Source organism: Mycobacterium sp. NGS64, assembly GCF_059812245.1.
The window spans coordinates 876,394-899,837 of the sequence record NZ_JCALCI010000001.1; the positions used below are offsets into that span (position 1 = coordinate 876,394).

Genomic DNA, 23,444 nt, shown 5'->3' on the forward strand with positions numbered 1-23,444 from the left:
CGTTGGTTCGGACTTCCGCCGGCGGCCCGTGCTGGGGTAGGTCCATGCTAGCCAACCGTGCGAAGTCGATACCGGCGTTCGGCGTAGGCCAGGTCGTCGCGCCACAGCCGGTTCGAGGCGTAGCGCATCAGCGGTGTGATCAATGGGCCCGCCCGGCGCGCCGTCTTGAAACCCGGGCGTTGCGATGTCGCGACGGTGGCCTCCAGGACGGCAACGCGCGGCACGCCGTCACCCCCCAAACCCATTGGGGTTGCGTGGGTTTCGACGACACTTCCCGTCCCCTCGCCCTCGATGATGCGCATGACGACCGTGCGCGCGTCGGGGGCGGTGAATTCGGCGATGACGGGCACGCCGAGGCGACCCATCCGGAAGGTGACCGAGACCAGGAAGCGGTCGTCCTCCTCGGTGGGGGTGGTGAGCACCTCCAGCCGGGTGAACGAGTAGGGGTGGAACCACGCGCCGTGCCAGGGGTCGAGCCGGTTGGCGACGATGTCGGACGGTTCGCAGCGACCGACCACTCGGGTGACCGCCGTCAGGGTGTCAACGGCAGGCCTCGGCACGACGACCGGCCGATTTGTCGGGGCCTCTGTCCCAACCGAATCGAGTCGCACCCACGCCAGCGCGCCGTCGTCGTGGCTGGGCAACGGCTGCCAACGCAATTCGCACGTTTTGCCGTCAAGCGCCAGCCCGTGCCATCGGCAGTACAGGACGCCCTTGCGCACCAGGCCGGTGGCCAGGTCGGCGCCCAGGTGCGGGCAGGTGGCCGGACCGACCCGCAGCCGGCCGTGCTCGTCGCGCCAGGCCACCAGGTCGATGCCGGCGACCCGCGCGCCGTGGGCGTGACCGGTGCGCACATCGCGGCTCGCGGCGAACGCGAACCAGTTTCCGGTCGCCCGGCGCCCCGACCGCGCCAAAGCGGCGTTGATGATGCCCGGCTGCGCGTCGCGGTAGGTCGGGCGCTGCTGTGTCCATGAGACACGCGGGATTACGCCGACCGGCCAGTCTTTCCAGCGCCGGCGCAAGCGGTCGCCGGCGCTCATCGCGGCCGCGCCAGTGACCGCAGCAACGCGGACCGCCCGCGGGTGGGGACGGTGCACAGCGCGTGGCCGGCGATGCCCCACGACGCCAGCAGCTGGTTGGCGGCCGACCATCCGGTGGTGGCCGCCCGTTCCATCAGCGCGACCGGCAGGTCGACACGGATCCCGTCGCCGGCCAGCACCAGCCCGGGCTGCGGCGTGGTTACGGTCGGCCGGTGCGGGAAGGTTCCCGGTGCGAACAGGGGGCAGTCGTCGCGGCGCAGCACGCGTTCGTAAGCGACCCGGGCCCCGGCCGTTTCGGGATACAACTGGTGCAGCCGGCCGATCGCGGCCCGATCGGGGGATTGGGAACTGGCCGCGTACGAGTGCAATTCGACGACCGACCCGCGGTGTTGGCGTGCCCACACCGCGGCCTCCCGTTCGTAGCGCTCCAGCACGCTGATGTTGTCGACGGGCGGATGACCGGCCGTGCCGAGAAAAGCGGGCCGGTCCGAATCGACGGCCTTCTCGAGCCATAGCCGGTGCACCACGAAGGACGGCGCGGCGCGCAGCCGGCGTATCCGGGCGCGCCACGGATCGTCGCCGAGGCCGGCGGACGCCGCCACCACGCGCTGCAGGCCGCCCACGTCGAGCGCCAGCACCACCGCGTCCGCGTCGTACCGATCGCCCGACTCGGTATGGACGTCAAAGGCTTTCGTGGCTCCGGGTGTGACACAGGACGCTTGCGTGCCGAGGTGCACTCGAACGCCCCGCTCGCGCAGGTAGTCATGCAGCGGATTCCACAGGCTCACTTGGAAGTTCGCGGCGGCGACGTCGAAGATCAGGCCCTCGCTGGAACCGAGGAAATAGATGTGGAACATGGTCGCCAGCTCCGCGGCGGACAATTGTGCCGGTTCGGCGAAGAAGCTGCGGGAGAACACCTCGAACGCCAGGTGGCGCGCGGACCCGGGAAAGTTGATGCTCTTGAGGAAGGTTTCCGCGTCGATGTGGTCGAGCCGCCGGTAGATGTCGGGTACCGACACCGCCGCCAGCGGTGCGGCGGCCCGGCCGTTGATGCGCACCAGGTCGCCGAGCGAAAAGGTCGGGCTGCGCAAGGCGAATGCCAGCGCGTTCCAGGGCGGGTTGCGTGGCAGTCCGCGGAAGGTGTCGCGCCGTCCGGCGCCGTCGATCAGTGGGTAGTCGCTGACGGGGGCGAGCATGCGCAGCCGCGGATCGACCCGGCGGAGCAGCGCGCGCAGGTTGTAGTACTGGCGGAAGAAGGCGTGGAATCCGCGGTTCATCGCGAACTCGACGCCGTCGTGGTGTTCGGTCCAGCCGCCCACCCGGCCGCCGAGGTAGTCCTCGCGTTCGAGGACGTCGACGCAGACGCCGCGTTCGGCGAGCGCGGTGGCGGCCGTCAGGCCGGCGATCCCGGCGCCCACGACGACGGCGCGCGGCCGCGACGACAGCGCGCCGGCGTCGGCCAGGCCGGGTGTGGCGGGGTGGACGCGCCGGCGGCGGTCGGTCATCGCGGCGCCTCCCCGACGAACGTGTGGACGACGTTGTGCTCCCACCCGGGCATCGTCTCGCTGTGCACCTCGGTGAACCCGGCGTCGCGCATCCGGCGCCGCAACCGCGCCGCCCCGTCGAACGCGAGGACGCTGCGCCACAGGTGCCGGTAGAGCGCCGTGTCCCGGGTATGCCACCAGCCGGCGGGGACGATGATGCCCCAACACACCGCGTGCCAGACCAACGTCGCCGCGACCGAATCGCGCACCGAATACTCGTGCATCACCAGGGTGCCGCCGGGGGCGAGCAGGGTGCGAAACGCCGAGAGCTGACCGTCCGGGTCGGCGAGGTTGCGCAGCAGGTAGGCGGCCAGGATGGCGTCGAACGGGCCGGTGACGCCGCATTCCTCTAGTTCTTCGACGCGGGCGTGCACGAACCGCACCGACGGCGGCCACGCCTTCGCCCGTGCCACATCGAGCATTCCGTTCGCGGCGTCAACCGCGACGATCTCCGCCTCGGGCGCCGCCGCCAGCAGCGCGGCCGTCGACGCGCCGGTGCCGCAGCCCGCGTCGAGCAGACGTAGGCCCCGGCCGCGTCCGCGCAGCCGCATGCGGCGCGCCGACAGCGCCAGGTTCGCGTGGTAGGACGGGTTGGCGCCGACCAGCCGGTCGTACGCCGCGGCGCCGGCGTCGAAGGCGCCGGGCACCTCGTGGCGGGGCAGGCCCGCCTTATCGGCGCGCACGTTGTCTCTCCCACAGCAGCAGCACCGCGGTGACCAGCGCGAAGCCGAACAGGAAGTCCTCGACGGGAATGTCGAACGGAAACCGCACACCGCCGGTGTGCCGCTCGTTGTAGATCACGATCGGGGCGCTGCGTTTCGTCAGCCAGCCGTCGACCAGAACCTGAAAGCCGAGCACGATCACCATCGACACCCAGTAGGCCGGCCGCCGAAACAGGTTGGTGCGCAACAGCGCAAACTCCAGCGCGAGAACGACCAGGACGGCCGCCACGGCCGGCACCGTGTAGCCGAGCCCGATCATCGGCGCCTGCCCCTTTCGAGTATTGCGGTCACCGCGTTGTAGGTCAGCACGGCGCACACCGGAATCACCAGGAAGAACAGCGCTTCCTCGATCGGCACCCCGAACGGGATGTGCAGGCCGGTGATGTATTCGCAGTTGTACGTCCACACCCCGTTGGCGACGGCCACCGCGTCCCAGGCGAGGAACACCGCCGCGACCGGAATGACCGCGCGGGCCAGGCGGCGCGGTTGGCGGTAGACACCGGCGCCGAACAGCTCGAGTGGCGCGGTGATCGCCAGGCACAGGCCCAGGACGATCAGGTACTGCCACCGGTCGCTCACGACGCGGTCCCCATCCTGGCCCGCCACGACCGGACCAGGGCGCCACCGGCGACCCGAAGCCGCCGCGCCGTGCCGACGGTGGCCCGGTGTGTGAACACCGAGAAATCGCTGGCCTCAATGCGATCCAGGATTTCGGAGTACAGCGTCAACGCGGTCGCCACGCACGGCCGGGAGCGGGGCGCCAGCAGGGTGATCCCGTCGGCGGCGAAACGGTAGATCTCGCGGGTGATCTGGTGCTGAGCCGCGAGGGCGGACCGGACGCGGGGATCGGTGCGCCGGTGAACGTGACACCACATCATCAGTTCCCGGTCCACGCCGAAGGCGGCGAGTTCGTCGGCCGGCAGGTAGATCCTGTTCCGCGCCAAGTCTTCGTCGACGTCGCGCAGGAAGTTGGTGAGCTGAAACGCGCGCCCCAGCGCCGCCGCGTACGGCGCGGCGTCGTCGGCGGTGACGGCCGGGCCGGCGGTCCCCAGCACCGGAAGCATCTGCAGGCCAATGACTTCCGCCGAGCCACGCATGTATCGGTTCAGCGCCGCCCGGTCCGGATAGTCGGTGACGGTGAGATCCATGCGCATGGATTCCAGAAAATCCGCGAACAGGTCCGCGGGAATCCCGTAGCGACGCGCGGTGTCACCGACGGCGGCGAGGATGGGCTCGTCGTGGTGGTCGCCCCCGTCGAAGAACCGATCCGACAGCCGCTGCAGCCGGTCCGCCCGCTCGGAGACGTCCAGAGCCGGGTTGAGCTCGTCGAGAATGTCGTCGGCGTGGCGGGCGAAGCCGTACAACGCGTGCACCGCCGGGCGCTGGTCGGGAGCGAGCAACCGGGTGGCGAGGAAGTAGGTGCGGCCGTTCTCGGCGGCGATCCGCCGGCACCGCCGATAGGCCGCGCGCAGCCGGTCTTCGTCGATTCCGGCGGCGTCCAATTCGGTCCGGATCATCGCGATCCCGCTTTCAGGTCGAGCGTTCGGGTCGTCGTCCGCGCTGGGGCGCCGGTGATGCGGTCGGCCGCCAACCGCCCGGAGATCAGCGTGGTCGGCACGCCCACCCCGGGCAAGGTCGACGACCCGGCCAGCACCGCGTTCTCGATGCCGCGCACGGTGTTCGCCGGCCGGAAGGGCCCGGTCTGGGCGAATGTGTGGGCCCACGCGAACGGTGTGCCGGCGGCCATGCCCTGGCCGGCCCAGTCGGCCGGGGTGTCGACGTGCAGCAGTCGGGCGTCGTCGCGCACGTCCGGCAAGAGCCGGTCCTGCACGATGTCGAGGAGGGAGTCCGCGTATGCGCCACCGATGGCCGACCAGTCGATCTCACCGCGCGACAGGTTGGGGGCCGGCGCCAGCACGTAGAGCAAATCGCGGCCGGCGGGGGCCAGGCTCGGGTCGCCGGCCGTCGGCCGGGTCACCAGCAGCGAGGGATCGGTCATCAGGCGGCCGTCGCGGATGATATCGGTGAACGTCTGCTCCCACGCCGAGCCGAAAAGGATGCTGTGGTGGGCGTTCTGCGACGCGACGGCGCGGCAGCCCAGGTGCAGCACCACCGCCGAGGGCGCCGCGCGCAGCGGAAGGATCCGGCGCGGTTGCCGGCCCAACAGGCGGTACGCCTGCGGCAGCTCGGTCGTCAGTACCACGGCGTCGCAGTCGATGCGCGCATCCCGGTCGGTGTGGACCGCGGTGATCCGCTGCCCGCTGCGCTCCAGCCGGGTGACCGTCGACCCGTAGCGGAACCGCACCCCGGCGTCGGCGGCCGCCGCCGCCAGGGCGTCGGGCAGCGCCCGCACGCCCCCACGCGGGAAGAACACCCCGGCGACCGTGTCCATGTAGGCGATCACCGCGTACACCGCCAAGGCGTGTTGCGGCGCGACGCCGGCGTAGAGCGACTGGAACGTGAACACCCGGCGCAACCGGGCATCGCCGATGTAACGCTTGACCATCGTGTCCCACCGGCGGAACCCGCCGAGTGCGGCCAACCGCGCCAGCTGGGGAGTCAGCAGCGACAGCGGGGAGTCGAAGTTGGCGGCGATGAAGCCGTCGAATTCCGTGCGATACAGCCGGTTCAGCCAGTCGCGCAGCCGCCGGTAGCCGTCGGCCTGCTGTGGTCCGGCGAACTCGCGCACCGCGGCGGCCATCCGGTCGGCGTCGGTGTGCACGTCGATGGCGCTGCCGTCGGCGAACAGCGCCCGGTAGGCCGGGTCGACCGGGAGCAATTCGACTCTGTCCGAGGCGGTTTCGCCCACCGCGGCGAACGCCTCGTCGATGATGTCCGGCATGGTGAGCACCGTCGGGCCGGTGTCGATGCGGTAGCCGTCGACATCGCGCCGGCCCGCCCGGCCGCCGGGCCAGGGTTGGCGCTCCAGCACGGTGACCTGACGGCCCCGGCCGGCGAGGTGCAGCGCGGCGGCAAGCCCCGCGAAGCCCGCGCCAACCACGACGACGTGGTCGGTGCGCCCGGATACCGTGCGGATGCTCATGCGGCCCGCCGGGTGCACAGGCCCGCCATGTCGACGAGCGCGGCGGTCAGCGCGCCGTCGACGATGTCGCCGTCCAATGCCTTGAGAGCCGCCTCGACGCGATCGGCGATCAGTTCTTCGATCAGCCGCACCGCCCCGGTGGCCAGGATGAGTTTCCGCCACTGGTCCAGCGCGGACTCATCGAGCCGGTCGCCGCTCATGAATTGGCGAAACTGCCGGCGGGTCGACGCGTCGGCCAGCTCGTGCGCGGCCACCACGACGCTGGTGGCCTTGCGCTCGATCAGGTCCCCGCCGTTGGGCTTCCCGGTCACCGCGGGCGACCCGAAGATGCCCAGGATGTCGTCGCGCAGCTGGAAGGCTTCCCCGATGGCGGTGCCGTAGTCGCCTAACGCGTCGAGCACGCGGACGTCGCACCCGGCCATCGCGGCGCCGATCTCCAGCGGTCGGCGCACGGTGTAGTTCCCGGACTTGCGCCGCGCCACCTCCAGCACGGCATCCATCGTCGGTAGGTCCCGCATATCCGTTGCCAGGTCGGCGAATTGGCCCACCGCCAGCTCGGTACGCATGGCGTCGTAGCGTGGCCATGCCTTGAGGAGGTGGTGGCGCTCGAGGCCGCTGTCGCGCAGCATCTGCTCGGCCCAGATCAAACACAGATCGCCGAGCAGGATGGCGGCCGATTCGCCGAACCGCCGCGAGGAGCCGGACAGCCCGCGGCGGCGATGCCACGTGGCGAATTGCAGGTGCGCGGCCGGGCGCCCTCGCCTCGACGGCGAGTTGTCCATCACATCGTCTTGCAACAGCGCAAACGCATGCAGCAACTCGAGGCTGGCGGTAGCCGACAGGGCCGCCTCGCTGGGCCGTTGGCCGCACAACCAGCCCAGATACATGAACATCGACCGCAGGCACTTGCCGCCGTTGACGAACTCCAGCAAGATGTCGCCGGCCACGTCGACCCCGCAGTCACCCAAGGCGTCGTGGCATCGCTCCGCGACGAACCCGGTGACGTGATCCAGCACCGCCCGCCGCAGACTCATACGCCAGGCGTCCAATTGGTCTTTGTCGGGCAGGCACATCGGGCCGACCGCCTCCCACGAAACGTCCGCCAGCCGCCGGCTCGAAAGGCTCGGATTCACGCGTTGATACCCCTCTGGTGACGAAACAAACACCGGGCGGCCAACGATTCGGCGCCCGCTCAGTTAAGTTATTGAAACATTAACTTACTGAATGATCGAGCGGTACGCCAGTGCTGGCGGACATGCGGTGCGCTGTCGCTAGCCCGTGCGGTGAGGTGCGTCGCCGGACGCCGTTATGGCTTCAGGAGGGGATGGCGGCGGGTTGCGCCGGCTCGTGCCGCTGTCGCCGATCGGCCACGATGCCCGAGAGCAACTGGCGCCTGGCCTTGACGATGTCGTCGAGGAGCTGCAGGGCTTCGGCCACCGATCCCACCACCTGCAAACCGTGGTCGGTGATGATGTGCAGCAGCGGGCGCATCGCAGGGCCGGCGACCACGCTGCAGTGCACCCGCGCCTGGCGATGCTCGTGGTTGAGCGACAGCAGCGCCCGAAAACCGTCAAGGCTCAAAAAATCCAGCTGGCTCAGGTCGAGGATCAACGGGGTTTTCAGGCGGGAGAAACGACGGATCGCCTGGGCGAACCGGTCGGCATTCGACGCGTCGATCTCGCCGTCGACGCGCAGGACGGTGCCCAGGCTGCGCGCATAAACGTAGAGCCGCGCGCCGTCGAAGTCGGCCATGTAGCGGCAGCTGGCGGGTTGTTTGTCCTGGGGTAAATCCATGGGACGGTGAGCAGTCATCTGGTGCGCCAATCGGCTGGTGAGGGGGAGCGGCAGGTGCGCCGTGCACCGCGCTCGAAAAAGAAGCTGTGAACTCAACCTTGTTTACATGCTAGCCGCCGCGCCGCCCCACCGTGGCGGAATGGGACTGCGGATTTTTCGGGGCCGCCCCGCGAACCAGGCGCGACCGGGGCCCTGGCGCGGCAACGTCCCTTAAATATTCGTTTTCTGGCCGGGACGCATCCGCCTCCCGTTCGCTTTCGGACCCCTTGCGGCCGGGGTTTCTCGCGGGCGAGAACGGGAACCCGGCGCCGGTGGACGTTTCTGATCTTCTGGCCAAGCCCTTTCAATGGGGATCCGCACTGCGCGGTCGCCGGTTTTTCCACCCGGTCGGCGTGCTCGCCCACGGCTCGCTCGAACGCGTCGCCCCTGCGGCGGACGGGCTGCCCGTCCCGTCCTCCGACGTCGTCGCCCGAATCTCCAAGGCCGCCGGCACCCCGGGGGTGCTGCCCGACTTCATCGGCCTGGCGCTCCGCGTCGCGCCCCAGCAGGTGGCGGCGTCACCGTGGGACATCCTGCTGGTCTCTGCGGGTTCGGGTGTGCTGGCCCGGGCCGTGGCGCTGCGCCCGACCACGTCATGGTCCGGCCAGACGCTGACCAGCCTCATGCCCTTTCGCTATCAGGGCAGCGTCTGGTGGCTGAGGGCCCGAATCATGAGTGATGTCAACGGCTTTGGACTGTCGCTGGACAGCGTCGAGCAGGCCATCGGCAATACCGGCATCGACTTTGCGATCGACCAGGCCTGCGGCCGGGGCGATTTCACGCCACTGGCCCGGCTGAGCTTGACCGGCGTCCTTGACCCCGAGCCGGACGTGTCGTTCGATCCGGTCGCCAACACCGCTCCCGGGGTGAGCCTCTACCCCGATTGGCTCGCCGATCTGCGGGCCCGCGCCTACCGGCGCAGCCGCGACGGCAGGGACGCCGAGTGAGGCGCTGAACTACCGGACGCGCCCGAGCAGGTGCCGCAGGGCGGTGTCGAGGTCGGGCTGGCGAAACCGGTGCCCGGCCGCCGTGAGCTTGTGGGGAACCACTTTCTGGCTGGCGCACGCAAGTTCGCGGGCGCCCTGCTCGCCCAACAGCAGGCGAGGCCCCAGGGACGGCACGGGCAGCAATGCCGGCCGGCGCACGACGTGGGCGAGGGTGCGGGTGTACTCACTGTTGCGGACGGGTTGCGGCGCAACGGCATTCACCGCACCCGACAGGTCGGTGTCCCACACCGCGCGGTGGTAGACGTCGACCAAATCGTCGATCGCGATCCAGGACAACCACTGCCGGCCGTCGCCAAGCCGTCCGCCCAATCCCGCGCCGAACAGCGGACGCATCAACTTCAGGGTGCCGCCGCGGGGTGATTGCACGATGCCGGTGCGCACCCGCACCACCCGCGCACCGGCCGCCTCCGCGGGCGCCGTCGCGTCCTCCCACTCGGCGACGACGTCCGCCAAGAACCCGTCCCCGCGATCGCTGTCCTCGGTCAGGGATTCGTCGCCGCGGTCGTAGCCGTAGTACCCGATCGCCGAAGCCGAGACGAATGCGGCGGGCGCGGGGTGGGTTCGGGCCACCAGTTCGGCCAATCGCCGGGTCGGGCCGATCCTGCTGTCGCGGATCGCATTCCGGTGGGCGTCGGTGAACCGGCCGGCGATCGAGGCGCCGGCGAGATGGATTACCGCGTCGACCCCGTCCAGCAGGTTCGGATCCGGGTCGTCGGGATTCCACCGACGCTCGTCGTCGCCGCCGGCAGTCCCGCGGACCAGCGTGATGACGCGGTGGCCGCCGGTGCGCAGGAACGCGGTCAGTGCCGAACCGACCAGCCCCGACGCCCCCGTGACGGCAAAGGTTGCGGCGCCGAGACCGGCCTCGCGGGCCAGTCGGTGCGCGGCCAGGTCGTCGGCCAGCTGGCGGTGCCGGTAGGCGAACATCGGACGCAGCAACGACCCCGGCACCGGCGTGTCGACCCGGTCGATGACCCTCGTGCGGTTGCCGCCGACATCCTCGAAGTCATGGGTGTGTCGCCACCGCACCGCGATCCGCGCCGGCATGGCCGCCGGCCCGCCGCCGCCGATGGCGTCGACGAATCGTCTTGGCGGATCGTAGGAGTCGGCTTGGTGCTCGGCCACCCAACGCAGCCCCCCGGGCAGCGCGAGCGTGGCGCGCCCGTTCTCGAGCGAGTCGGCCTCGGTGAGGATGCGCATGGGCTGCCACGGCGGCGAGAGCCGGTTGAAGGCACCCGGCCTCGCGTGCCAGGCGAACACCTCGTCGCGCGGTGCGTCGATGACGCTCGAATACTGCAGCCCCATCGCTCGAACGTTAGCGGTCCGGCAGCGCGTGCTCCACGATGGGCAGGCGTGGCTGCGGCTGCCGCTCGCCGCGCTTGGCCGCCAGGTAGACCTGCGCGGTCTCCGTTGCCACCGTCCGCCAGTCGAAGTCGGAGGTGAGCCGTTCACGGGCCGCGCGGGCCCGCCGCTGCGCGGCGTCGGGATCGTCGAGCACGGTGCGGACGGCCGTGGCCAGCGCCGCCACGTCGCGGGGCGGGAACGACACCCCGGTCTGGCCGTTGATCACGGCCTCGCCGAGGCCGCCGATGTTCGAGGTCACCAGCGGAGTGCCGGCCGCGGCGGCCTCCAGGGCGACGAGCCCGAACGGCTCGTAGTGGCTGGGCAGCACGGCCGCGTCGGCCCGGTGCAGCAGCGCGAGCAGCTCGGCGTGCTCGAGGTGTCCGACGAAGCGAATGGCCTTGAGCACCCGGTGTTTACGGGCCTGCTCGATCAGCCAGTCCTGCTGGGTGCCCTCCCCGGCGATGGTCAGGGTGGTGCCCGGGTGGCTGCGCCGGATCCGCGGCAGCGCCGCGATGGCATCGTGCACGCCCTTCTCGTACTCCAGGCGCCCGAGGTAGAGCAGCTCGGCCGGGCCGGTGCGCGGCCGGCGGGGCGCGAACGGCCAGCGCGCCGCGTCAATGCCGTTGCGGATCACCGTGATCTCGGCCAGGCCGGGACCGAACAGCTCGGTGATCTCGTCGGCCATCGACGCCGAACACGTGATCAGCGAATCGGATTCGCGCACCAGCCACGACTCGACCGCGTGCACCTGTCGGCTGATCGCGCCGCTGACCCAGCCCGAATGCCGGCCCGCCTCGGTCGCGTGAATCGTGGAAACTATTGGCGCGTCGTAGAACTGGGCAAGGGCGACGGCCGGGTGGGCGACCAGCCAGTCGTGCGCGTGCACGACGTCGGGACGCCACGACCGGTCGCTGCCGTGTTTCTTGAGCGACAGCCCGGCGCGGATCATCGAGTGACCCATCGCCAGTGTCCAGGCCATCATGTCGTTGCTGAACGTGAATTCGTGCGGATCGTGTGCGGCAGCGATAACGCGGACGCCTTCGCTGATCTCGTCGCAGGACGGGTGGGTGCTGGGATCGGTGCCCGTCGGCCGGCGCGACAGGACGACGACGTCGTGGCCGGCGGCGGCGAGCGCTGTCGAGAGGTGATGCACGTGCCGCCCCAGGCCGCCGATCACCACCGGCGGGTATTCCCACGACACCATCAGGATCTTCACCGGGGCAGCCTACGCGCATCCAGGGCACCGAACAGGCCGTCGGCGCGATTCCAGCCGTCGGCCAGCCGCTGCGCGGTGTCGCGTCGGCCCGACGCCAGCGCGCCGGCGATCTCGCGGGTGGCGTGCGCATGCAGGTGCGCGCGGTAGCGGGCGTAGTCGGCGGCCGAGTCCTTGCTGACCATGAACGGCCAGTCGCTGGACACGGTGAGCAGGGTCTCGCGCAGGATCTGGTCGGCGACGTGATCGCGGGGGAGTGGCCCGTCCAGCGACGCCGGCTGCGACCCCGCGTGTGACAAGGCCTTGTCGACCGTGCTCAGCGCCGTGTCGACCACCTCATTGTTGAGCTGCACCAGGTCGGCCACCTTCTCGCCGGCCCACACCTGCCAGTCCTTGCCCGAACCCCACGAGCTGGGCGGCAGCGCGACCGCGTCGCCGACGAATCCGCCGTCGATCGCGTCGCGCAGGGTGCCGACACGCACGCCGGCGGCGGGCAGGGCCCGCAGCACCCGCGCCAGCCAGGTCGGGCCCTCGTACCACCAGTGCCCGAACAGCTCGGTGTCAAAGGCGGCGACGACGTGGGCGGGGCGCCCGATGCGCTCGGACTCGCTGCACAGCCGGCCGCGGACCACCTCGACGAAATCGGCGACGTGGGCGTCGACCGCGCGGTCGGCACGCTCGGGGTCGTAGGGCGCCTTGCCTTCCGACGGCACGTTGCGCCCGGTGACCCGGGCCGGCTTGAGCCCGGTCAGGTGGTCGTAGGTGTGGAAGTCGCGGTAGGCCGCGTGACCGGGGTAGCCGGATTTCGGCGACCACACCCGGTAGCTGACCTGCAGGTCGCGCCCGAACGCGACCACGTCGGTGTCGCCGACGGGCCGGCCCAGGGCGGTGTCGCCGTGCAGTGACGGGCCGTCGACCATGAAGTGCGTGACGCCGGCGGCGGCGTAGTCGTGTTCCATGCCGGGGGCGTAGGCACATTCGGGCGCCCAGATGCCGGTCGGGAGGTGTGCCAGCCGCTGCTGCGCATCGGCGAGGCCCTCGCGCAGCGCAAACTCGCGCAGCCGCGGGTTCAGCAGCGGCTGGAACGGGTGGGCCAGCGGGCCGCCGAGCAACTCCACCGTGCCCGCGTCGATCAGGGCGCGCAGCAGCGGGCTGGCGCCGTGCCGCCAGAGGGTGGCGTAGTCGTCCAGCGCCTGGTCGGCCTCGGCGCATTCGCGAATTCCGAAGGCCCGCAACGCTTCCGGTGTGCAGGATTCGTACTCCGCCGACTTCGAGCCGCGGGCCGTGCGCACGCTGGCGGCTTCGGTTGCCCGCAGCCGCCAGTTCGCGAGCCAGTGATGCATGCCGTCGAGGCAATACGGGTCGTCGAGCTGGGCGTTGACCACCGGCGTGACGCCCAGCGTGACGAGGCCGTGCCGATCCTCGTCGGCCAGCGTGCGCAGCACCCGCAGCAGCGGCAGGTAGGCCGCCGCCCAGGACTGGTAGAGCCATTCCTCGCCGACCGGCCAGCGGCCGTGGTGGGCCAGCCACGGCAGGTGGGTGTGCAGCACCAGCGTGAACATGCCGGGAACGTGCGGGGTGCTCACGGCCGCACCGCGATCGCGATCAGATCCAGGCTTTCATCTATGTCGCGGTCGCCGGCGTCGATGAGGTCGAAGTCGTCGCAGGTGACCGCGGCGACGTCGGCGGCCAGTTCGGGCGGCCACGGTGCGTCTGCGACCGCCCGCCGGATCTGCGCGTCGATGATCGACCCGCCGTGGCGCGCGTCCATCTCGCGCAGGCGCGGGCCGTGAAACAGCCCGCAGACGGCGACGTCGCGGAAGCCCGCGTCGACGAGCAGCTCGGTCAGCTCGTCGGCGTTGAGTTCGCGGGTGTGGAACGGGTTGACCGGGGTGTCGCGGCCCGGTGAGAACGTGATCCGGTTGGGGGTGGACACCATCAGCAGCCCCGAGGGCCGCAGCACCCGGGCGCACTCGGCGACGAATTGTGGCTGATCCCACAGGTGCTCGATGACTTGGAAGTTCACCACAACATCCATCGAGGCGTCGGGCAGCGGCAGCTCCGCGAGGTTGGCCTGCATGACCTCGACGCGGGGGTAGCGGTTGCGGACGTGGGCCACCGCGGCCGCGTCGTAGTCCACCGCGACGACTCGGCGCGCGACGGCCGCGATCAGGTCGGCGCCGTAACCCTCGCCGCAGCCCGCCTCGAGCACGTCGGCGCCCGCGCAGCGCGGCGCAAGCCGCTGGTAGACGACCTGATGCCGGCGAAACCAGTAGTTCTCGATGTCCAGGTCCGGGATGGTGCGCTCGCCCGTCAGCGTCAACACCGCGTCGACCGCTGCAGGGGCCGATGCCTGCGGGGCGGGCGCGTCCGAGGGGACGTCGGGGGAGAATGCGCTCATTGAATAGGCAGGCTAACGCGAAGTGTCCGATTCGCGAACCGGCGAAGTGGGCACCCCGGCCGGAAGGGACAGACGGGCCGAAAGAACCTGCACTACGACCCGCTATGGTGTGAGAGCAGACCGCACAAAGTTACCCGCCGGTAACACGTCGTGCAGTCTTTAATGTGCGTGGCCGAGGTCCGCAGTCGAGCGCTGCGTGACCCCTTCGAGGAGGACGAACCAGACTCATGACGAACATCGTGGTCCTGATCAAGCAGGTCCCAGACACCTGGTCGGAGCGCAAGCTCACCGACGGCGATTACACGCTGGACCGCGAGGCCGCCGACGCGGTGCTGGACGAGATCAACGAGCGCGCCGTGGAAGAGGCATTGCAGATCAGGGAGAAGGAAACCGCCGACGGCGTCGACGGGTCCGTGACCGTGCTGACCGCCGGGCCCGAGCGGGCCACCGAGGCGATCCGCAAGGCCCTGTCGATGGGCGCCGACAAGGCCGTCCACCTCAAGGACGACGGCATGCACGGCTCGGACTTGATCCAGACCGCCTGGGCCCTGGCGCGCGCGCTGGGCACCATCGAGGGCACCGAGCTCGTCATCGCGGGCAACGAGGCCACCGACGGCACGGGCGGCGCGGTGCCGGCCGTCATCGCCGAGTACCTCGGCCTGCCGCAGCTGACCCACCTGCGCAAGCTGTCCATCGAGGGCGGCAAGGTCACCGGCGAACGGGAGACCGACGACGGCGTGTTCACGCTCGAGGCCACCCTGCCCGCGGTGGTCAGCGTGACGGAGAAGATCAACGAGCCGCGCTTCCCGTCCTTCAAGGGCATCATGGCCGCCAAGAAGAAAGAGGTCACGGTGCTGACCCTGGCCGAGATCGGCGTCGAGGCCGACGAGGTGGGCCTGGCCAACGCCGGCTCGACGGTGCTGTCGTCGACGCCGAAGCCGCCGAAGACCGCGGGCGAGAAGGTCACCGACGAGGGCGAGGGCGGCAACCAGGTCGCCCAGTACCTGGTCGCCCAGAAGATCATCTAGCACGAGCACGAAAACCACAGACGAGAAGAGCGAAATAACCCATGGCTGAAGTACTGGTGTTGGTCGAGCACGCCGAAGGCGCGCTGAAGAAGGTCACGTCCGAACTGATCACCGCCGCCCGCGTGCTGGGCGAGCCGTCCGCCGTCGTGGTCGGTGCGCCGGGCACGGCGGCGCCGCTGGTCGACGGCCTGAAGGAGGCGGGCGCCGCCAAGATCTACGTCGCCGAATCCGACGACGTCGACTCCTACCTGCTCACCCCGGTTATCGACGTGCTGGCGTCGATTGCCGAGTCCAGTTCGCCCGCGGCCGTGCTGCTGGCCGCCAACGCCGACGGCAAGGAGATCGCGGGCCGGCTCGCGGCCCGACTCGGCTCCGGCCTGCTGGTCGACGTGGTCGAGGTCAAGGAAGGCAACAAGGCCACCTACTCCATCTTCGGTGGCGCATTCACCGTCGAGGCGCAGGCCAACGGCGACACCCCGATCATCACGGTGCGCGCCGGTGCGGTGGACGCCGAGCCGCAGGCCGGCGCCGGTGAAGAGGTCACCGTCGAGGTGCCCGCGCCCGCGGAGAACGCCACCAAGGTCACCTCCCGCGAGCCTGCGGTTGCCGGTGACCGCCCCGAGCTGACGGAGGCCACCATCGTCGTCTCCGGCGGTCGCGGCGTCGGCAGCGCGGAGAACTTCAGCGTGGTCGAGGCCCTGGCCGACTCGCTGGGTGCCGCCGTCGGCGCGTCGCGCGCCGCGGTCGACTCCGGCTACTACCCGGGCCAGTTCCAGGTCGGCCAGACCGGCAAGACGGTGTCGCCGCAGCTCTACATCGCGCTGGGCATCTCCGGTGCGATCCAGCACCGCGCGGGCATGCAGACCTCGAAGACCATCGTCGCGGTCAACAAAGACGAAGAGGCACCGATCTTCGAGATCGCCGACTACGGCGTGGTGGGCGACCTGTTCAAGGTCGCCCCGCAGCTGACGGACGCGATCAAGGCGCGAAAGGGCTGATTTCGCCCGCGGCCGGGTCCATCCCCGGCCGAGAACCCAAGCGCGGCAAGCGATCCCGGGATGACGCCCGGCGTTTCGCTTGCGGTGACGAGTAATTCGTGCCGCTGCGGCGGCACCCGCGGTCCTGCGTCCGTTAACCGCGCGGTCAATTAGGGCGAAATTTCGCGATATTTCGTCATCTGACGTGCACCGACACGTCACAGCGTCGATGCCGACTAGCTCATCGGTTGCGCCACGTTGTTTCCCATGAGCATTGCTTCTGTCCTGATAGCCGCCGACGCGCCGGACGGCACGGCGACCAGCTCGGCCGGGCCGCGCTATTCGCTGTTGCTGTCCACCGATCCCACTTTGATCGAGGCGGCGCAGCGGCTCCGGTACGACGTATTCACCAGCACGCCGGGTTTCGCCCTGCCGACCGCCGGCGCCGAGGGCCTCGACGTCGACAGGTTCGACGAATACTGCGACCACCTCCTGGTGCGCGACGACGACACCGGCGAGCTGGTGGGTTGCTACCGGATGCTGGCACCCACCGGGGCCATCGCGGCCGGGGGGCTTTACACCGCAACGGAATTCGACGTTCGCGCCTTCGACCCGCTGCGGCCGTCGTTGGTGGAGATGGGACGCGCGGTGGTCCGCGACGGTCACCGCAACGGTGGCGTGGTGCTGCTCATGTGGGCCGGCATCCTGGCCTACCTGGATCGCTACGGCTACGACTACGTGACCGGCTGCGTGTCGGTGCCCATCGGCGACGAGTCGGACGGGGACGCTCCCGGCAGCCAACTGCGTGGGGTGCGCGACTTCATCCTGAACCGCCACGCCGCGCCGCCGCAGTACCGGGTGCGCCCCCACCGGCCCGTGCGGGTGGCCGGGCGGTCCCTCGACGACATCCCCGCGCCGCTGCGGCCCTCGGTGCCCCCGCTGATGCGCGGCTACCTGCGGCTGGGCGCCCAGGTCTGCGGTGAGCCCGCGCACGACCCGGACTTCGGCGTCGGCGACTTCTGCGTCCTGCTGGACAAGCGACGCGCCGATACCCGATATCTCAAGCGGCTTCGATCCGTGTCGGCGGCTTCCGAAATGGTGGGCGGCGCGCAGTGAACGCCCCCGCCGCCCACGCCTGGCTGCCCCGCGCGACGTGCGACAGCAGCTGTGTGCGGGTGGGCCCCGCGTCGTCGCGGTGGCGGGTGGTGCTGCGGGTGACGCTTCGCGTCATGCTGGCGCTGCTGTTGGCGGCGGTGGTGCCGCTGGCGCTGGTGCCGCTGCCGGGCCAGATGCGGGTGCAACGGTTCTGCTGCCGGGTGCTGCTGCGCTGCTTCGGTGTCCGGATCAGCGTGTCCGGCAGTCCGATCCGCAACCTGCGTGGGGTCCTCGTGGTCAGCCCCCACATGTCCTGGCTGGACGTGTTCGCGATCGGCTCGGTGTTGCCCGGCTCGTTCGTGGCCCGCGCCGATTTGTTTGGTGAGCTCGCGGTGCGCCTGCTCAAAATCATTCCCATCGAGCGGGCCAACCTGCGGCGGCTGCCCTGGGTGGTCGAAACGGCCGCACGGCGACTGCGCGCGGGCCAGACCGTGGTGGCATTCCCGGAGGGCACCACGTGGTGCGGGGTGGCCTGTGGCTCGTTCTACCCGGCGATGTTCCAGGCCGCGATCGACGCCGGCCGCCCGGTGCAGCCGCTCCGGTTGACCTACCACCACGTCGACGGCAGCGTTTCGACCGCTCCCGCCTTCGTGGGTGACGACACCCTGTGGCGCTCGATGTGCCGGTTGCTGGCCGTGCGCCGCACCTTGGCGCACGTGCACGTGGAATCCCTGCAGCTGCCGGGCACCGATCGGCGGGCGCTGGCCCGCCGCTGCGAGTCGGCGGTCGGTGTGGGAGTGCCGCAGCGCCCCCGGCGCCGCCACGTGCTGGTGGGTTAGCTATACAGACCTGCAGGTATCGTGGGGCGCGTCATGGTTTACCTCGACCACGCCGCCACCACCCCGATGCACCCCGCCGCCATCGAGGCGATGACGGCCGCGCTCGGCACCGTCGGCAACGCGTCCTCGCTGCACACCAGCGGGCGGGCGGCGCGGCGGCGCATCGAGGAATCCCGGGAGCTGATCGCCGACAAACTGGGCGCGCGCCCCTCTGAGGTCATCTTCACCGCGGGCGGCACCGAGAGCGACAACCTGGCCGTCAAGGGCATCTATTGGGCCCGCCGCGGCGCCGAACCGTCGCGGAGGCGCATCATCGCCAGCGAGGTGGAACACCACGCCGTGCTGGATTCGGTGAACTGGCTCGTCGAGCACGAAGGCGCCGAGGTGACCTGGCTGCCCACCGCCGCGGATGGGTCGGTGTCGGCGGCCGCGCTGCGCGAGGCGCTGCAGAGCCACGATGACGTCGCGCTGGTGTCGGTGATGTGGGCCAACAACGAGGTCGGCACCGTGATGCCGGTCGCCGAACTCGCGGCCGTCGCCGCCGAATTCGGCGTCCCGATGCACAGCGACGCCGTTCAGGCGGTGGGGCAGTTGCCCGTCGACTTCGCGGCCAGCGGTCTCTCGGCGATGAGCGTGACAGCGCACAAGTTCGGCGGTCCGCCCGCCGTGGGGGCGCTGCTGCTGCGCCGCGATGTCGCCTGCGTGCCGCTGTCGCACGGGGGTGGCCAGGAGCGCGACATCCGTTCCGGCACACCGGATGTCGCCGGTGCCGTCGGCATGGCGGCGGCGGCCCGGATCGCGGTGGACGGCCTCGAGCCGAACAGCGCGCGGCTGCGGGTGTTGCGCGATCGGCTGGTCGAGGGCGTCCTGGCCGGCATCGACGACGTCAGCCTCAACGGCGCCCGCGACCCGTTGCGGCTGCCGGGCAACGCGCACTTCACCTTCCGCGGCTGCGAGGGCGACGCGCTGTTGATGCTGTTGGACGCCAACGGGATCGAGTGTTCGACCGGCTCGGCCTGCACCGCCGGTGTGGCGCAGCCGTCGCACGTGCTGGTCGCGATGGGCGTCGATCCGGCGAGCGCGCGAGGGTCGTTGCGACTGTCGTTGGGGCACACCAGCGTTGACGCCGACGTGGATGCGGTGCTGCGGGTGCTGCCCGGCGCCGTGGACCGCGCCCGGCGGGCCGCGCTGGCCGCCGCGGGGGCGCCGTAAGTGAAGGTCCTCGCCGCGATGAGCGGCGGCGTCGATTCGTCGGTCGCCGCCGCCCGCATGGTCGACGCCGGGCACGACGTGATCGGTGTGCACCTGGCGCTGTCCTCGGCGCCGGGCACGCTGCGCACCGGCTCGCGGGGCTGCTGTTCGAAGGAAGACGCCTCCGACGCGCGCCGCGTCGCCGACGTGCTCGGAATCCCGTTCTACGTATGGGATTTCGCGGAGAGGTTCAAGGCGGACGTGATCGACGACTTCGTCGAGTCGTACGCGCGCGGTGAGACCCCGAACCCCTGCGTGCGGTGTAATCAGCGGATCAAGTTCTCGGCGCTGTCGGCGAAGGCCGTTGCGCTGGGATTCGACACGGTGGCCACCGGTCACTACGCCCGGCTGTCCGGGGGGAGGCTGCGCCGCGCCGTCGACCGGGACAAGGACCAGTCCTACGTGCTGGCCGTGCTGACCGCCGAGCAGTTGCGGCACGCGGCCTTCCCGATCGGCGATACCCCCAAGCCTGAAATCCGGGCCGAGGCCGCCCGTCGCGGCCTCGCCGTCGCCGACAAGCCGGACAGCCACGACATCTGCTTCATCCCGTCCGGGGACACCCGGGCCTTCCTGGGGGAGCGCATCGGGGTGCGCCGCGGCGCCGTCGTCACCGCCGACGGGGCGGTGCTGGCCACCCATGACGGGGTGCACGGTTTCACCATCGGGCAACGCAAGGGGCTGGGCATCGCCGGCCCGGGACCTGACGGCCGCCCGCGCTACGTCACGTCGATCGACGCCGAGACGGGGACGGTCGAAGTCGGGGACGCGGCCGACCTCGACGTGCGCGGCCTGGTCGGGCGGTCGCCGGTGTTCACCGGGGGAGCCCCACTGGACGGGCCCGTCGAGTGCGTGGTCCAGGTGCGCGCGCACGGCGAGACGGCGGGCGCCGTGGCCGAACTCATCGGCGACGAGCTCGTCGTTCGGCTGCGGGTCCCGCTGCGTGGCGTGGCGCCCGGGCAGACGCTGGTGCTCTACCGCCCGGATCCCGACGGCGACGAGGTGCTGGGCAGCGCCACCATCGCCGGCACGTCGCGCTGAGCGCCCGCGCCGAGCGCATCAAGGATTCATCAAGGATCCGCCAAGGGCGGTTTCCGATCCTTTCCGTGACAGCCAGGAAAGGAGCCAACAGACATGAGCACCCAGCAAGTCGCGGCGCGCGAGGAGTCGTCCGTCCAGACCAACGCCTGGGCCATCGCGGCCTTCGTGCTGAGCCTCATGGGCATGTACGGCAGCCCACTGCTGAGCAGCATCTTTGCCGTCGTCGCGCTGCACCAGGTCAAGCACCGCGGGCAGAACGGCTTCGGGTTGGCGATCGCGGCCCTGGCGGTCTCGGCGGCCATGACGGCCCTGCACGTGGCGATGTGGGTCAAGTACGGCCACCCCAACTTCGAGCTGATGGCGACGGCGCACTGGTGACGAGTTAGCCCGGGATGTTGGCGGCGATGTTCGTCATCACGATGTCCGACACCGATTGCGCGAAGCCGCAGAACGTGACCTCCACCATGGCCACCTTCAGCACCCGGTAGTCGCGGCCGCACCCGCCGGGTCCGAGGTGCAGCGATGTTGCGTCGGCCGTCCACCCGCCGACCAACGACTCGCCCGCCGAGCCGCCCGCACAGCCGCGGACGGCGCCGACCAGGGCGCTGAACGCCCGTCGCGCGGTGTCGACGTCCTGGTAGGCGGCGGCGCCCTCGGAGATCAGCGCCCCGTCGGGCGGGTCCTGGAAGGTGGTCTTGTGGAACTCCTCGATGTCGGGGCCAAAGGTCGCCGTCTCGGCATAGAGGAACCGGCATTCGGCGGGCGTCGCCTCGGCGAGCGCGTCGATGTCGACCGGGCGGGTGCCGTCCATCGAGGGGATGATCGTCAGGTGCTCGCCGGCGCCGGTGATGGCCCGCATCCGTGACTGGTCCAGGAGGATCGTGTCGACGTTGACGCCCTGGACGCCCTTGGCGGCGGGCCCGAATCCCGCGAGCGGGGTGCCGCCCACCACCCGGGTGCACGCCGCCGCCAGCAACACCGCGCCCACCAACAGCAGCGGCCTGGTGAATCTCGCTCTACGCCCCACCGTTTGCACCCTTCTCGGCTAGAACCTACCTCGCCGCAACACCCCTCGCGACCGGCGCGCTAGGCGACGTCGAATACGGTTGGCCGGTGAGTGTTTTCGCGCATCCGTTCGCGACGGGCAGCGGCATCGGATCGTGGCCCGGCACCGCGGCGCGCGAGGCCGCCGCGGTGGTGGTCGGCGAGCTGGCGGGCGCGCTGGCCCACATCGTCGAGCTGCCCGCCCGCGGAGTCGGTGCCGACCTGGTCGGGCGGGCCGGCGCGCTGCTGGTCGACGTCGCGATCGACACGGTGCCGCGCGGCTATCGCATCGTCGCCCGGCCCGGCGCCGTGACGCGCCGCGCCGTCAGCCTGCTCGACGAGGACATGGACGCGCTGGAGGAGGCCTGGGAGACGGCGGGGCTGCGCGGCGGTGAGCGCGTCGTCAAGGTGCAGGCCCCCGGGCCGATCACCCTGGCCGCCGGGCTCGAGCTGGCCAACGGTCACCGGGCCATCACCGACCCCGGCGCCGTGCGCGACCTGGCCGCCTCGCTGGCGGAAGGCGTTGCGGCGCACCGCGCGGCGCTCGCCCGCCGCCTCGATACGCCGGTGGTGGTGCAGTTCGACGAGCCGTCGCTGCCGGAGGCATTGGACGGACAGCTGACCGGGGTGACGGCGCTGAGCCCGGTCGCCCCGCTCGACGAGGCGGTCGCCCAGGGACTGCTCGACTCGTGCGCCGCGACCGTCGGCGCCGACGTGCTGCTGCACAGTTGCGCGCCTTCGTTGCCGTGGGATCTGTTGGGGCGCAGCGGTATTGGTGGGGTTTCTGTCGATGCCGGCGCGCTGCGCGCCGAGGACCTCGACGGCATCGCGGCATTCGTGGAGTCGGGCCGCACCGTCGCGCTGGGCGTGGTCCCGGCGACGGCGCCGCCAAAGCGGCCGTCGGCCGAGGAGGTCGCCACCGCCGTCGTCGCGGTGACCGATCGCCTCGGATTCGGCCGCTCGGCGTTGCGCGAGCGCATCGGCGTGACCCCGGCGTGCGGCCTGGCGGGCGCGACGCCGCAGTGGGCCCGAACCGCGATCGAGCTCGCCCGCAAGGCCGCCGAGGCGTTCGCCGAAGACCCGGACGCCATCCAATAGGCAACCAATTGGTTGCGTTTTCCCAATGGATGTGCTGAACTAAAAGGCAACCAGGAGGTTGCATATGAGTACTGATCAAATTCAGAAACAAGTCGTGTTGCGCGCGCCGCTGGACCGGGTGTGGCGGGCCATCACGGACGCCGAGCAGTTCGGGCGCTGGTTCGGCGTCCGCTTCGACGGGCCGTTCGTCGCGGGCCAACCCGTCAGCGCGACCATCACCCCGACCACCGTTGACGATGAGGTCGCCAAGCGCCAGGAGCCACACACCGGCGTGACAACCACGTGGGAGATCGTCGCGATCGAGCCGCGGCGGCGATTCGCCTACCGCTGGCAGCCGTGCGCGGGCGAGCCGGATGCGGACGATGAGCCGACCACGCTGGTCGAGTTCACCCTCGCCGAGACGCCCGACGGCGTGCTGCTCACCATCACCGAATCGGGTTTCGCCGCCATCCCGGCGGCGCGGCGCGCTTCCGCGTTCGAGGCCAACTCCGAGGGGTGGGCCATGCAGACCGACCTCGTGCGCCGGTATCTGGAGGGCACCCGGGTATGAGCGCCGTCGGCGCGCCGCTGTTCGACGCGCTTGGGGATGCGAATCGGCTGCGCATCGTCGTGCGGCTCTGCGACGTCGGGCCGTGCTCGACATCGCAAGTCACCGAGGTCATTCCGGTTACCCGGCAGGCGGCCAGCAAGCACCTGGCGCTGCTGGAGAACGCCGGGCTGGTCAGCAGCAGCCGCCGCGGTCGCGAGCGCGTCTGGACGGTGCGGACCGAACCGCTGGCCCAGGCCAGCGACTACCTCGACCAGCTGTCGCGGCGCTGGGACGCCGCGGTGGAACGGTTGCGGGCATTCGTGGAAGAGGAGTGAGTCACTCCTGGTCACAGCTCGGAGGGATGTGCCGTAGTGCCCGCCTCACAGCGACTAATGACT

General features: G+C 70.8%; 25 protein-coding genes. 11 read left to right on the forward strand and 14 right to left on the reverse strand.

Features of this window, described 5'->3' with window-relative positions; genetic code table 11:
* Positions 1-47 precede the first annotated feature (47 nt).
* The 9 genes from AC5Y4S_RS04360 to AC5Y4S_RS04400 form a co-directional block, all read right to left on the reverse strand.
* Positions 48-1,040 carry a Rieske (2Fe-2S) protein gene (locus tag AC5Y4S_RS04360; RefSeq protein WP_500030181.1) on the reverse strand — a complete coding sequence of 331 codons (993 nt, stop codon included), beginning with the start codon at positions 1,038-1,040 and terminating at the stop codon, positions 48-50.
* Positions 1,037-2,545, reverse strand: coding sequence for an FAD-dependent oxidoreductase (locus AC5Y4S_RS04365; protein ID WP_500030184.1), 1,509 nt, complete (start codon positions 2,543-2,545; stop codon positions 1,037-1,039). The genes AC5Y4S_RS04360 and AC5Y4S_RS04365 overlap by 4 nt, the downstream gene beginning before the upstream one ends.
* Complete coding sequence (locus AC5Y4S_RS04370) at positions 2,542-3,267, reverse strand: class I SAM-dependent methyltransferase (RefSeq protein ID WP_500030186.1); 726 nt, start codon at positions 3,265-3,267, stop codon at positions 2,542-2,544. Before AC5Y4S_RS04370 ends, AC5Y4S_RS04365 begins: the two co-directional genes overlap by 4 nt.
* Positions 3,254-3,565: a lycopene cyclase domain-containing protein gene (locus tag AC5Y4S_RS04375; protein ID WP_500030188.1), complete on the reverse strand. Its 312-nt coding sequence runs from the start codon at positions 3,563-3,565 to the stop codon at positions 3,254-3,256. Before AC5Y4S_RS04375 ends, AC5Y4S_RS04370 begins: the two co-directional genes overlap by 14 nt.
* Positions 3,562-3,885: a lycopene cyclase domain-containing protein gene (locus AC5Y4S_RS04380; protein ID WP_500030190.1), complete on the reverse strand. Its 324-nt coding sequence runs from the start codon at positions 3,883-3,885 to the stop codon at positions 3,562-3,564. The genes AC5Y4S_RS04375 and AC5Y4S_RS04380 overlap by 4 nt, the downstream gene beginning before the upstream one ends.
* Positions 3,882-4,823, reverse strand: coding sequence for a phytoene/squalene synthase family protein (locus tag AC5Y4S_RS04385; RefSeq protein ID WP_500030192.1), 942 nt, complete (start codon positions 4,821-4,823; stop codon positions 3,882-3,884). Before AC5Y4S_RS04385 ends, AC5Y4S_RS04380 begins: the two co-directional genes overlap by 4 nt.
* Entirely contained in the window at positions 4,820-6,349 is a 1,530-nt protein-coding gene (gene crtI, locus AC5Y4S_RS04390) for a phytoene desaturase family protein (RefSeq protein WP_500030193.1), read from the reverse strand. Before crtI ends, AC5Y4S_RS04385 begins: the two co-directional genes overlap by 4 nt.
* The gene (locus tag AC5Y4S_RS04395) at positions 6,346-7,422 is read right to left on the reverse strand and encodes a polyprenyl synthetase family protein (protein ID WP_500032143.1); all 1,077 of its coding nucleotides are present in this window, start codon (positions 7,420-7,422) and stop codon (positions 6,346-6,348) included. Before AC5Y4S_RS04395 ends, crtI begins: the two co-directional genes overlap by 4 nt.
* Positions 7,423-7,663: 241 nt before the next feature.
* Positions 7,664-8,101 (reverse strand): STAS domain-containing protein, encoded by a 438-nt coding sequence (locus tag AC5Y4S_RS04400; RefSeq protein ID WP_500032145.1) that lies wholly within the window; start codon positions 8,099-8,101, stop codon positions 7,664-7,666.
* A 353-nt stretch (positions 8,102-8,454) separates the two neighbouring features.
* Between AC5Y4S_RS04400 and AC5Y4S_RS04405 the strand changes: the two genes are divergently transcribed.
* Positions 8,455-9,129: a catalase family protein gene (locus AC5Y4S_RS04405; RefSeq protein ID WP_500030195.1), complete on the forward strand. Its 675-nt coding sequence runs from the start codon at positions 8,455-8,457 to the stop codon at positions 9,127-9,129.
* A gap of 9 nt (positions 9,130-9,138) precedes the next feature.
* Here the strand turns inward: AC5Y4S_RS04405 and AC5Y4S_RS04410 are convergent, their stop codons facing one another.
* From AC5Y4S_RS04410 to AC5Y4S_RS04425, 4 genes are read right to left on the reverse strand one after another with little or no spacing between them, the layout of a single operon-like run.
* Positions 9,139-10,494: a TIGR01777 family oxidoreductase gene (locus tag AC5Y4S_RS04410; protein WP_500030198.1), complete on the reverse strand. Its 1,356-nt coding sequence runs from the start codon at positions 10,492-10,494 to the stop codon at positions 9,139-9,141.
* A 10-nt stretch (positions 10,495-10,504) separates the two neighbouring features.
* Positions 10,505-11,749 (reverse strand): glycosyltransferase family 4 protein, encoded by a 1,245-nt coding sequence (locus AC5Y4S_RS04415; RefSeq protein WP_500030201.1) that lies wholly within the window; start codon positions 11,747-11,749, stop codon positions 10,505-10,507.
* Positions 11,746-13,308, reverse strand: coding sequence for a 1,4-alpha-glucan branching protein domain-containing protein (locus AC5Y4S_RS04420; RefSeq protein ID WP_500032148.1), 1,563 nt, complete (start codon positions 13,306-13,308; stop codon positions 11,746-11,748). The genes AC5Y4S_RS04415 and AC5Y4S_RS04420 overlap by 4 nt, the downstream gene beginning before the upstream one ends.
* 20 nt (positions 13,309-13,328) lie before the next feature.
* Complete coding sequence (locus tag AC5Y4S_RS04425) at positions 13,329-14,147, reverse strand: methyltransferase domain-containing protein (RefSeq protein WP_500030203.1); 819 nt, start codon at positions 14,145-14,147, stop codon at positions 13,329-13,331.
* Between the two features lie 227 nt (positions 14,148-14,374).
* Here AC5Y4S_RS04425 and AC5Y4S_RS04430 point away from each other — a divergent pair, with 227 nt between their 5' ends.
* The 7 genes from AC5Y4S_RS04430 (at position 14,375) to AC5Y4S_RS04460 (ending at position 20,753) form a co-directional block, all read left to right on the forward strand.
* Positions 14,375-15,175: an electron transfer flavoprotein subunit beta/FixA family protein gene (locus AC5Y4S_RS04430; RefSeq protein ID WP_500030207.1), complete on the forward strand. Its 801-nt coding sequence runs from the start codon at positions 14,375-14,377 to the stop codon at positions 15,173-15,175.
* 41 nt (positions 15,176-15,216) lie between these two features.
* A complete protein-coding gene (locus AC5Y4S_RS04435; RefSeq protein WP_500030209.1) occupies positions 15,217-16,173 on the forward strand; it encodes an electron transfer flavoprotein subunit alpha/FixB family protein in 957 nt (318 codons plus the stop codon).
* A 246-nt stretch (positions 16,174-16,419) separates the two neighbouring features.
* Positions 16,420-17,268 (forward strand): GNAT family N-acetyltransferase, encoded by an 849-nt coding sequence (locus AC5Y4S_RS04440; protein ID WP_500030211.1) that lies wholly within the window; start codon positions 16,420-16,422, stop codon positions 17,266-17,268.
* Positions 17,265-18,086 carry a lysophospholipid acyltransferase family protein gene (locus AC5Y4S_RS04445; protein ID WP_500030213.1) on the forward strand — a complete coding sequence of 274 codons (822 nt, stop codon included), beginning with the start codon at positions 17,265-17,267 and terminating at the stop codon, positions 18,084-18,086. Before AC5Y4S_RS04440 ends, AC5Y4S_RS04445 begins: the two co-directional genes overlap by 4 nt.
* Positions 18,087-18,119: 33 nt before the next feature.
* Positions 18,120-19,298, forward strand: a complete 1,179-nt coding sequence (locus AC5Y4S_RS04450; protein WP_500030216.1) for a cysteine desulfurase family protein — start codon at positions 18,120-18,122, stop codon at positions 19,296-19,298.
* Positions 19,299-20,375: a tRNA 2-thiouridine(34) synthase MnmA gene (gene mnmA, locus AC5Y4S_RS04455; protein ID WP_500030220.1), complete on the forward strand. Its 1,077-nt coding sequence runs from the start codon at positions 19,299-19,301 to the stop codon at positions 20,373-20,375. It begins immediately after the preceding gene.
* Positions 20,376-20,468: 93 nt separating this feature from the next.
* On the forward strand, positions 20,469-20,753 hold the full coding sequence (locus tag AC5Y4S_RS04460; RefSeq protein WP_500030225.1) for a DUF4190 domain-containing protein: 285 nt from the start codon (positions 20,469-20,471) through the stop codon (positions 20,751-20,753).
* 4 nt (positions 20,754-20,757) lie between these two features.
* Here the strand turns inward: AC5Y4S_RS04460 and AC5Y4S_RS04465 are convergent, their stop codons facing one another.
* On the reverse strand, positions 20,758-21,402 hold the full coding sequence (locus AC5Y4S_RS04465; RefSeq protein ID WP_500030228.1) for a sensor domain-containing protein: 645 nt from the start codon (positions 21,400-21,402) through the stop codon (positions 20,758-20,760).
* Between the two features lie 86 nt (positions 21,403-21,488).
* Here AC5Y4S_RS04465 and AC5Y4S_RS04470 point away from each other — a divergent pair, with 86 nt between their 5' ends.
* The 3 genes from AC5Y4S_RS04470 to AC5Y4S_RS04480 all read left to right on the forward strand — a co-directional run bounded on the left by AC5Y4S_RS04470 (position 21,489) and on the right by AC5Y4S_RS04480 (position 23,381).
* Positions 21,489-22,517 carry a uroporphyrinogen decarboxylase/cobalamine-independent methonine synthase family protein gene (locus tag AC5Y4S_RS04470; protein WP_500030232.1) on the forward strand — a complete coding sequence of 343 codons (1,029 nt, stop codon included), beginning with the start codon at positions 21,489-21,491 and terminating at the stop codon, positions 22,515-22,517.
* 64 nt (positions 22,518-22,581) lie between these two features.
* Positions 22,582-23,067, forward strand: coding sequence for an SRPBCC family protein (locus AC5Y4S_RS04475; RefSeq protein WP_500030234.1), 486 nt, complete (start codon positions 22,582-22,584; stop codon positions 23,065-23,067).
* Positions 23,064-23,381, forward strand: coding sequence for an ArsR/SmtB family transcription factor (locus AC5Y4S_RS04480; protein WP_500030236.1), 318 nt, complete (start codon positions 23,064-23,066; stop codon positions 23,379-23,381). Before AC5Y4S_RS04475 ends, AC5Y4S_RS04480 begins: the two co-directional genes overlap by 4 nt.
* The last annotated feature ends 63 nt before the right edge of the window (positions 23,382-23,444 follow it).

Excerpts from the sequence above, each read along its gene's own strand:
- AC5Y4S_RS04410 (WP_500030198.1), bottom strand. The coding sequence starts at position 10,494 with ATGGGGCTGCAGTATTCGAGCGTCATCGACGCACCGCGCGACGAGGTG.
- AC5Y4S_RS04480 (WP_500030236.1), top strand. The coding sequence starts at position 23,064 with ATGAGCGCCGTCGGCGCGCCGCTGTTCGACGCGCTTGGGGATGCGAAT.
- AC5Y4S_RS04365 (WP_500030184.1), bottom strand. The coding sequence starts at position 2,545 with ATGACCGACCGCCGCCGGCGCGTCCACCCCGCCACACCCGGCCTGGCC.
- AC5Y4S_RS04395 (WP_500032143.1), bottom strand. The coding sequence starts at position 7,422 with ATGTGCCTGCCCGACAAAGACCAATTGGACGCCTGGCGTATGAGTCTG.
- AC5Y4S_RS04420 (WP_500032148.1), bottom strand. The coding sequence starts at position 13,308 with ATGTTCACGCTGGTGCTGCACACCCACCTGCCGTGGCTGGCCCACCAC.
- AC5Y4S_RS04360 (WP_500030181.1), bottom strand. The coding sequence starts at position 1,040 with ATGAGCGCCGGCGACCGCTTGCGCCGGCGCTGGAAAGACTGGCCGGTC.
- AC5Y4S_RS04375 (WP_500030188.1), bottom strand. The coding sequence starts at position 3,565 with ATGATCGGGCTCGGCTACACGGTGCCGGCCGTGGCGGCCGTCCTGGTC.
- AC5Y4S_RS04435 (WP_500030209.1), top strand. The coding sequence starts at position 15,217 with ATGGCTGAAGTACTGGTGTTGGTCGAGCACGCCGAAGGCGCGCTGAAG.
- AC5Y4S_RS04430 (WP_500030207.1), top strand. The coding sequence starts at position 14,375 with ATGACGAACATCGTGGTCCTGATCAAGCAGGTCCCAGACACCTGGTCG.
- AC5Y4S_RS04385 (WP_500030192.1), bottom strand. The coding sequence starts at position 4,823 with ATGATCCGGACCGAATTGGACGCCGCCGGAATCGACGAAGACCGGCTG.
- AC5Y4S_RS04425 (WP_500030203.1), bottom strand. The coding sequence starts at position 14,147 with ATGAGCGCATTCTCCCCCGACGTCCCCTCGGACGCGCCCGCCCCGCAG.
- AC5Y4S_RS04440 (WP_500030211.1), top strand. The coding sequence starts at position 16,420 with ATGAGCATTGCTTCTGTCCTGATAGCCGCCGACGCGCCGGACGGCACG.
- AC5Y4S_RS04475 (WP_500030234.1), top strand. The coding sequence starts at position 22,582 with ATGAGTACTGATCAAATTCAGAAACAAGTCGTGTTGCGCGCGCCGCTG.
- AC5Y4S_RS04460 (WP_500030225.1), top strand. The coding sequence starts at position 20,469 with ATGAGCACCCAGCAAGTCGCGGCGCGCGAGGAGTCGTCCGTCCAGACC.
- crtI (WP_500030193.1), bottom strand. The coding sequence starts at position 6,349 with ATGAGCATCCGCACGGTATCCGGGCGCACCGACCACGTCGTCGTGGTT.
- AC5Y4S_RS04400 (WP_500032145.1), bottom strand. The coding sequence starts at position 8,101 with ATGGCCGACTTCGACGGCGCGCGGCTCTACGTTTATGCGCGCAGCCTG.
- AC5Y4S_RS04450 (WP_500030216.1), top strand. The coding sequence starts at position 18,120 with ATGGTTTACCTCGACCACGCCGCCACCACCCCGATGCACCCCGCCGCC.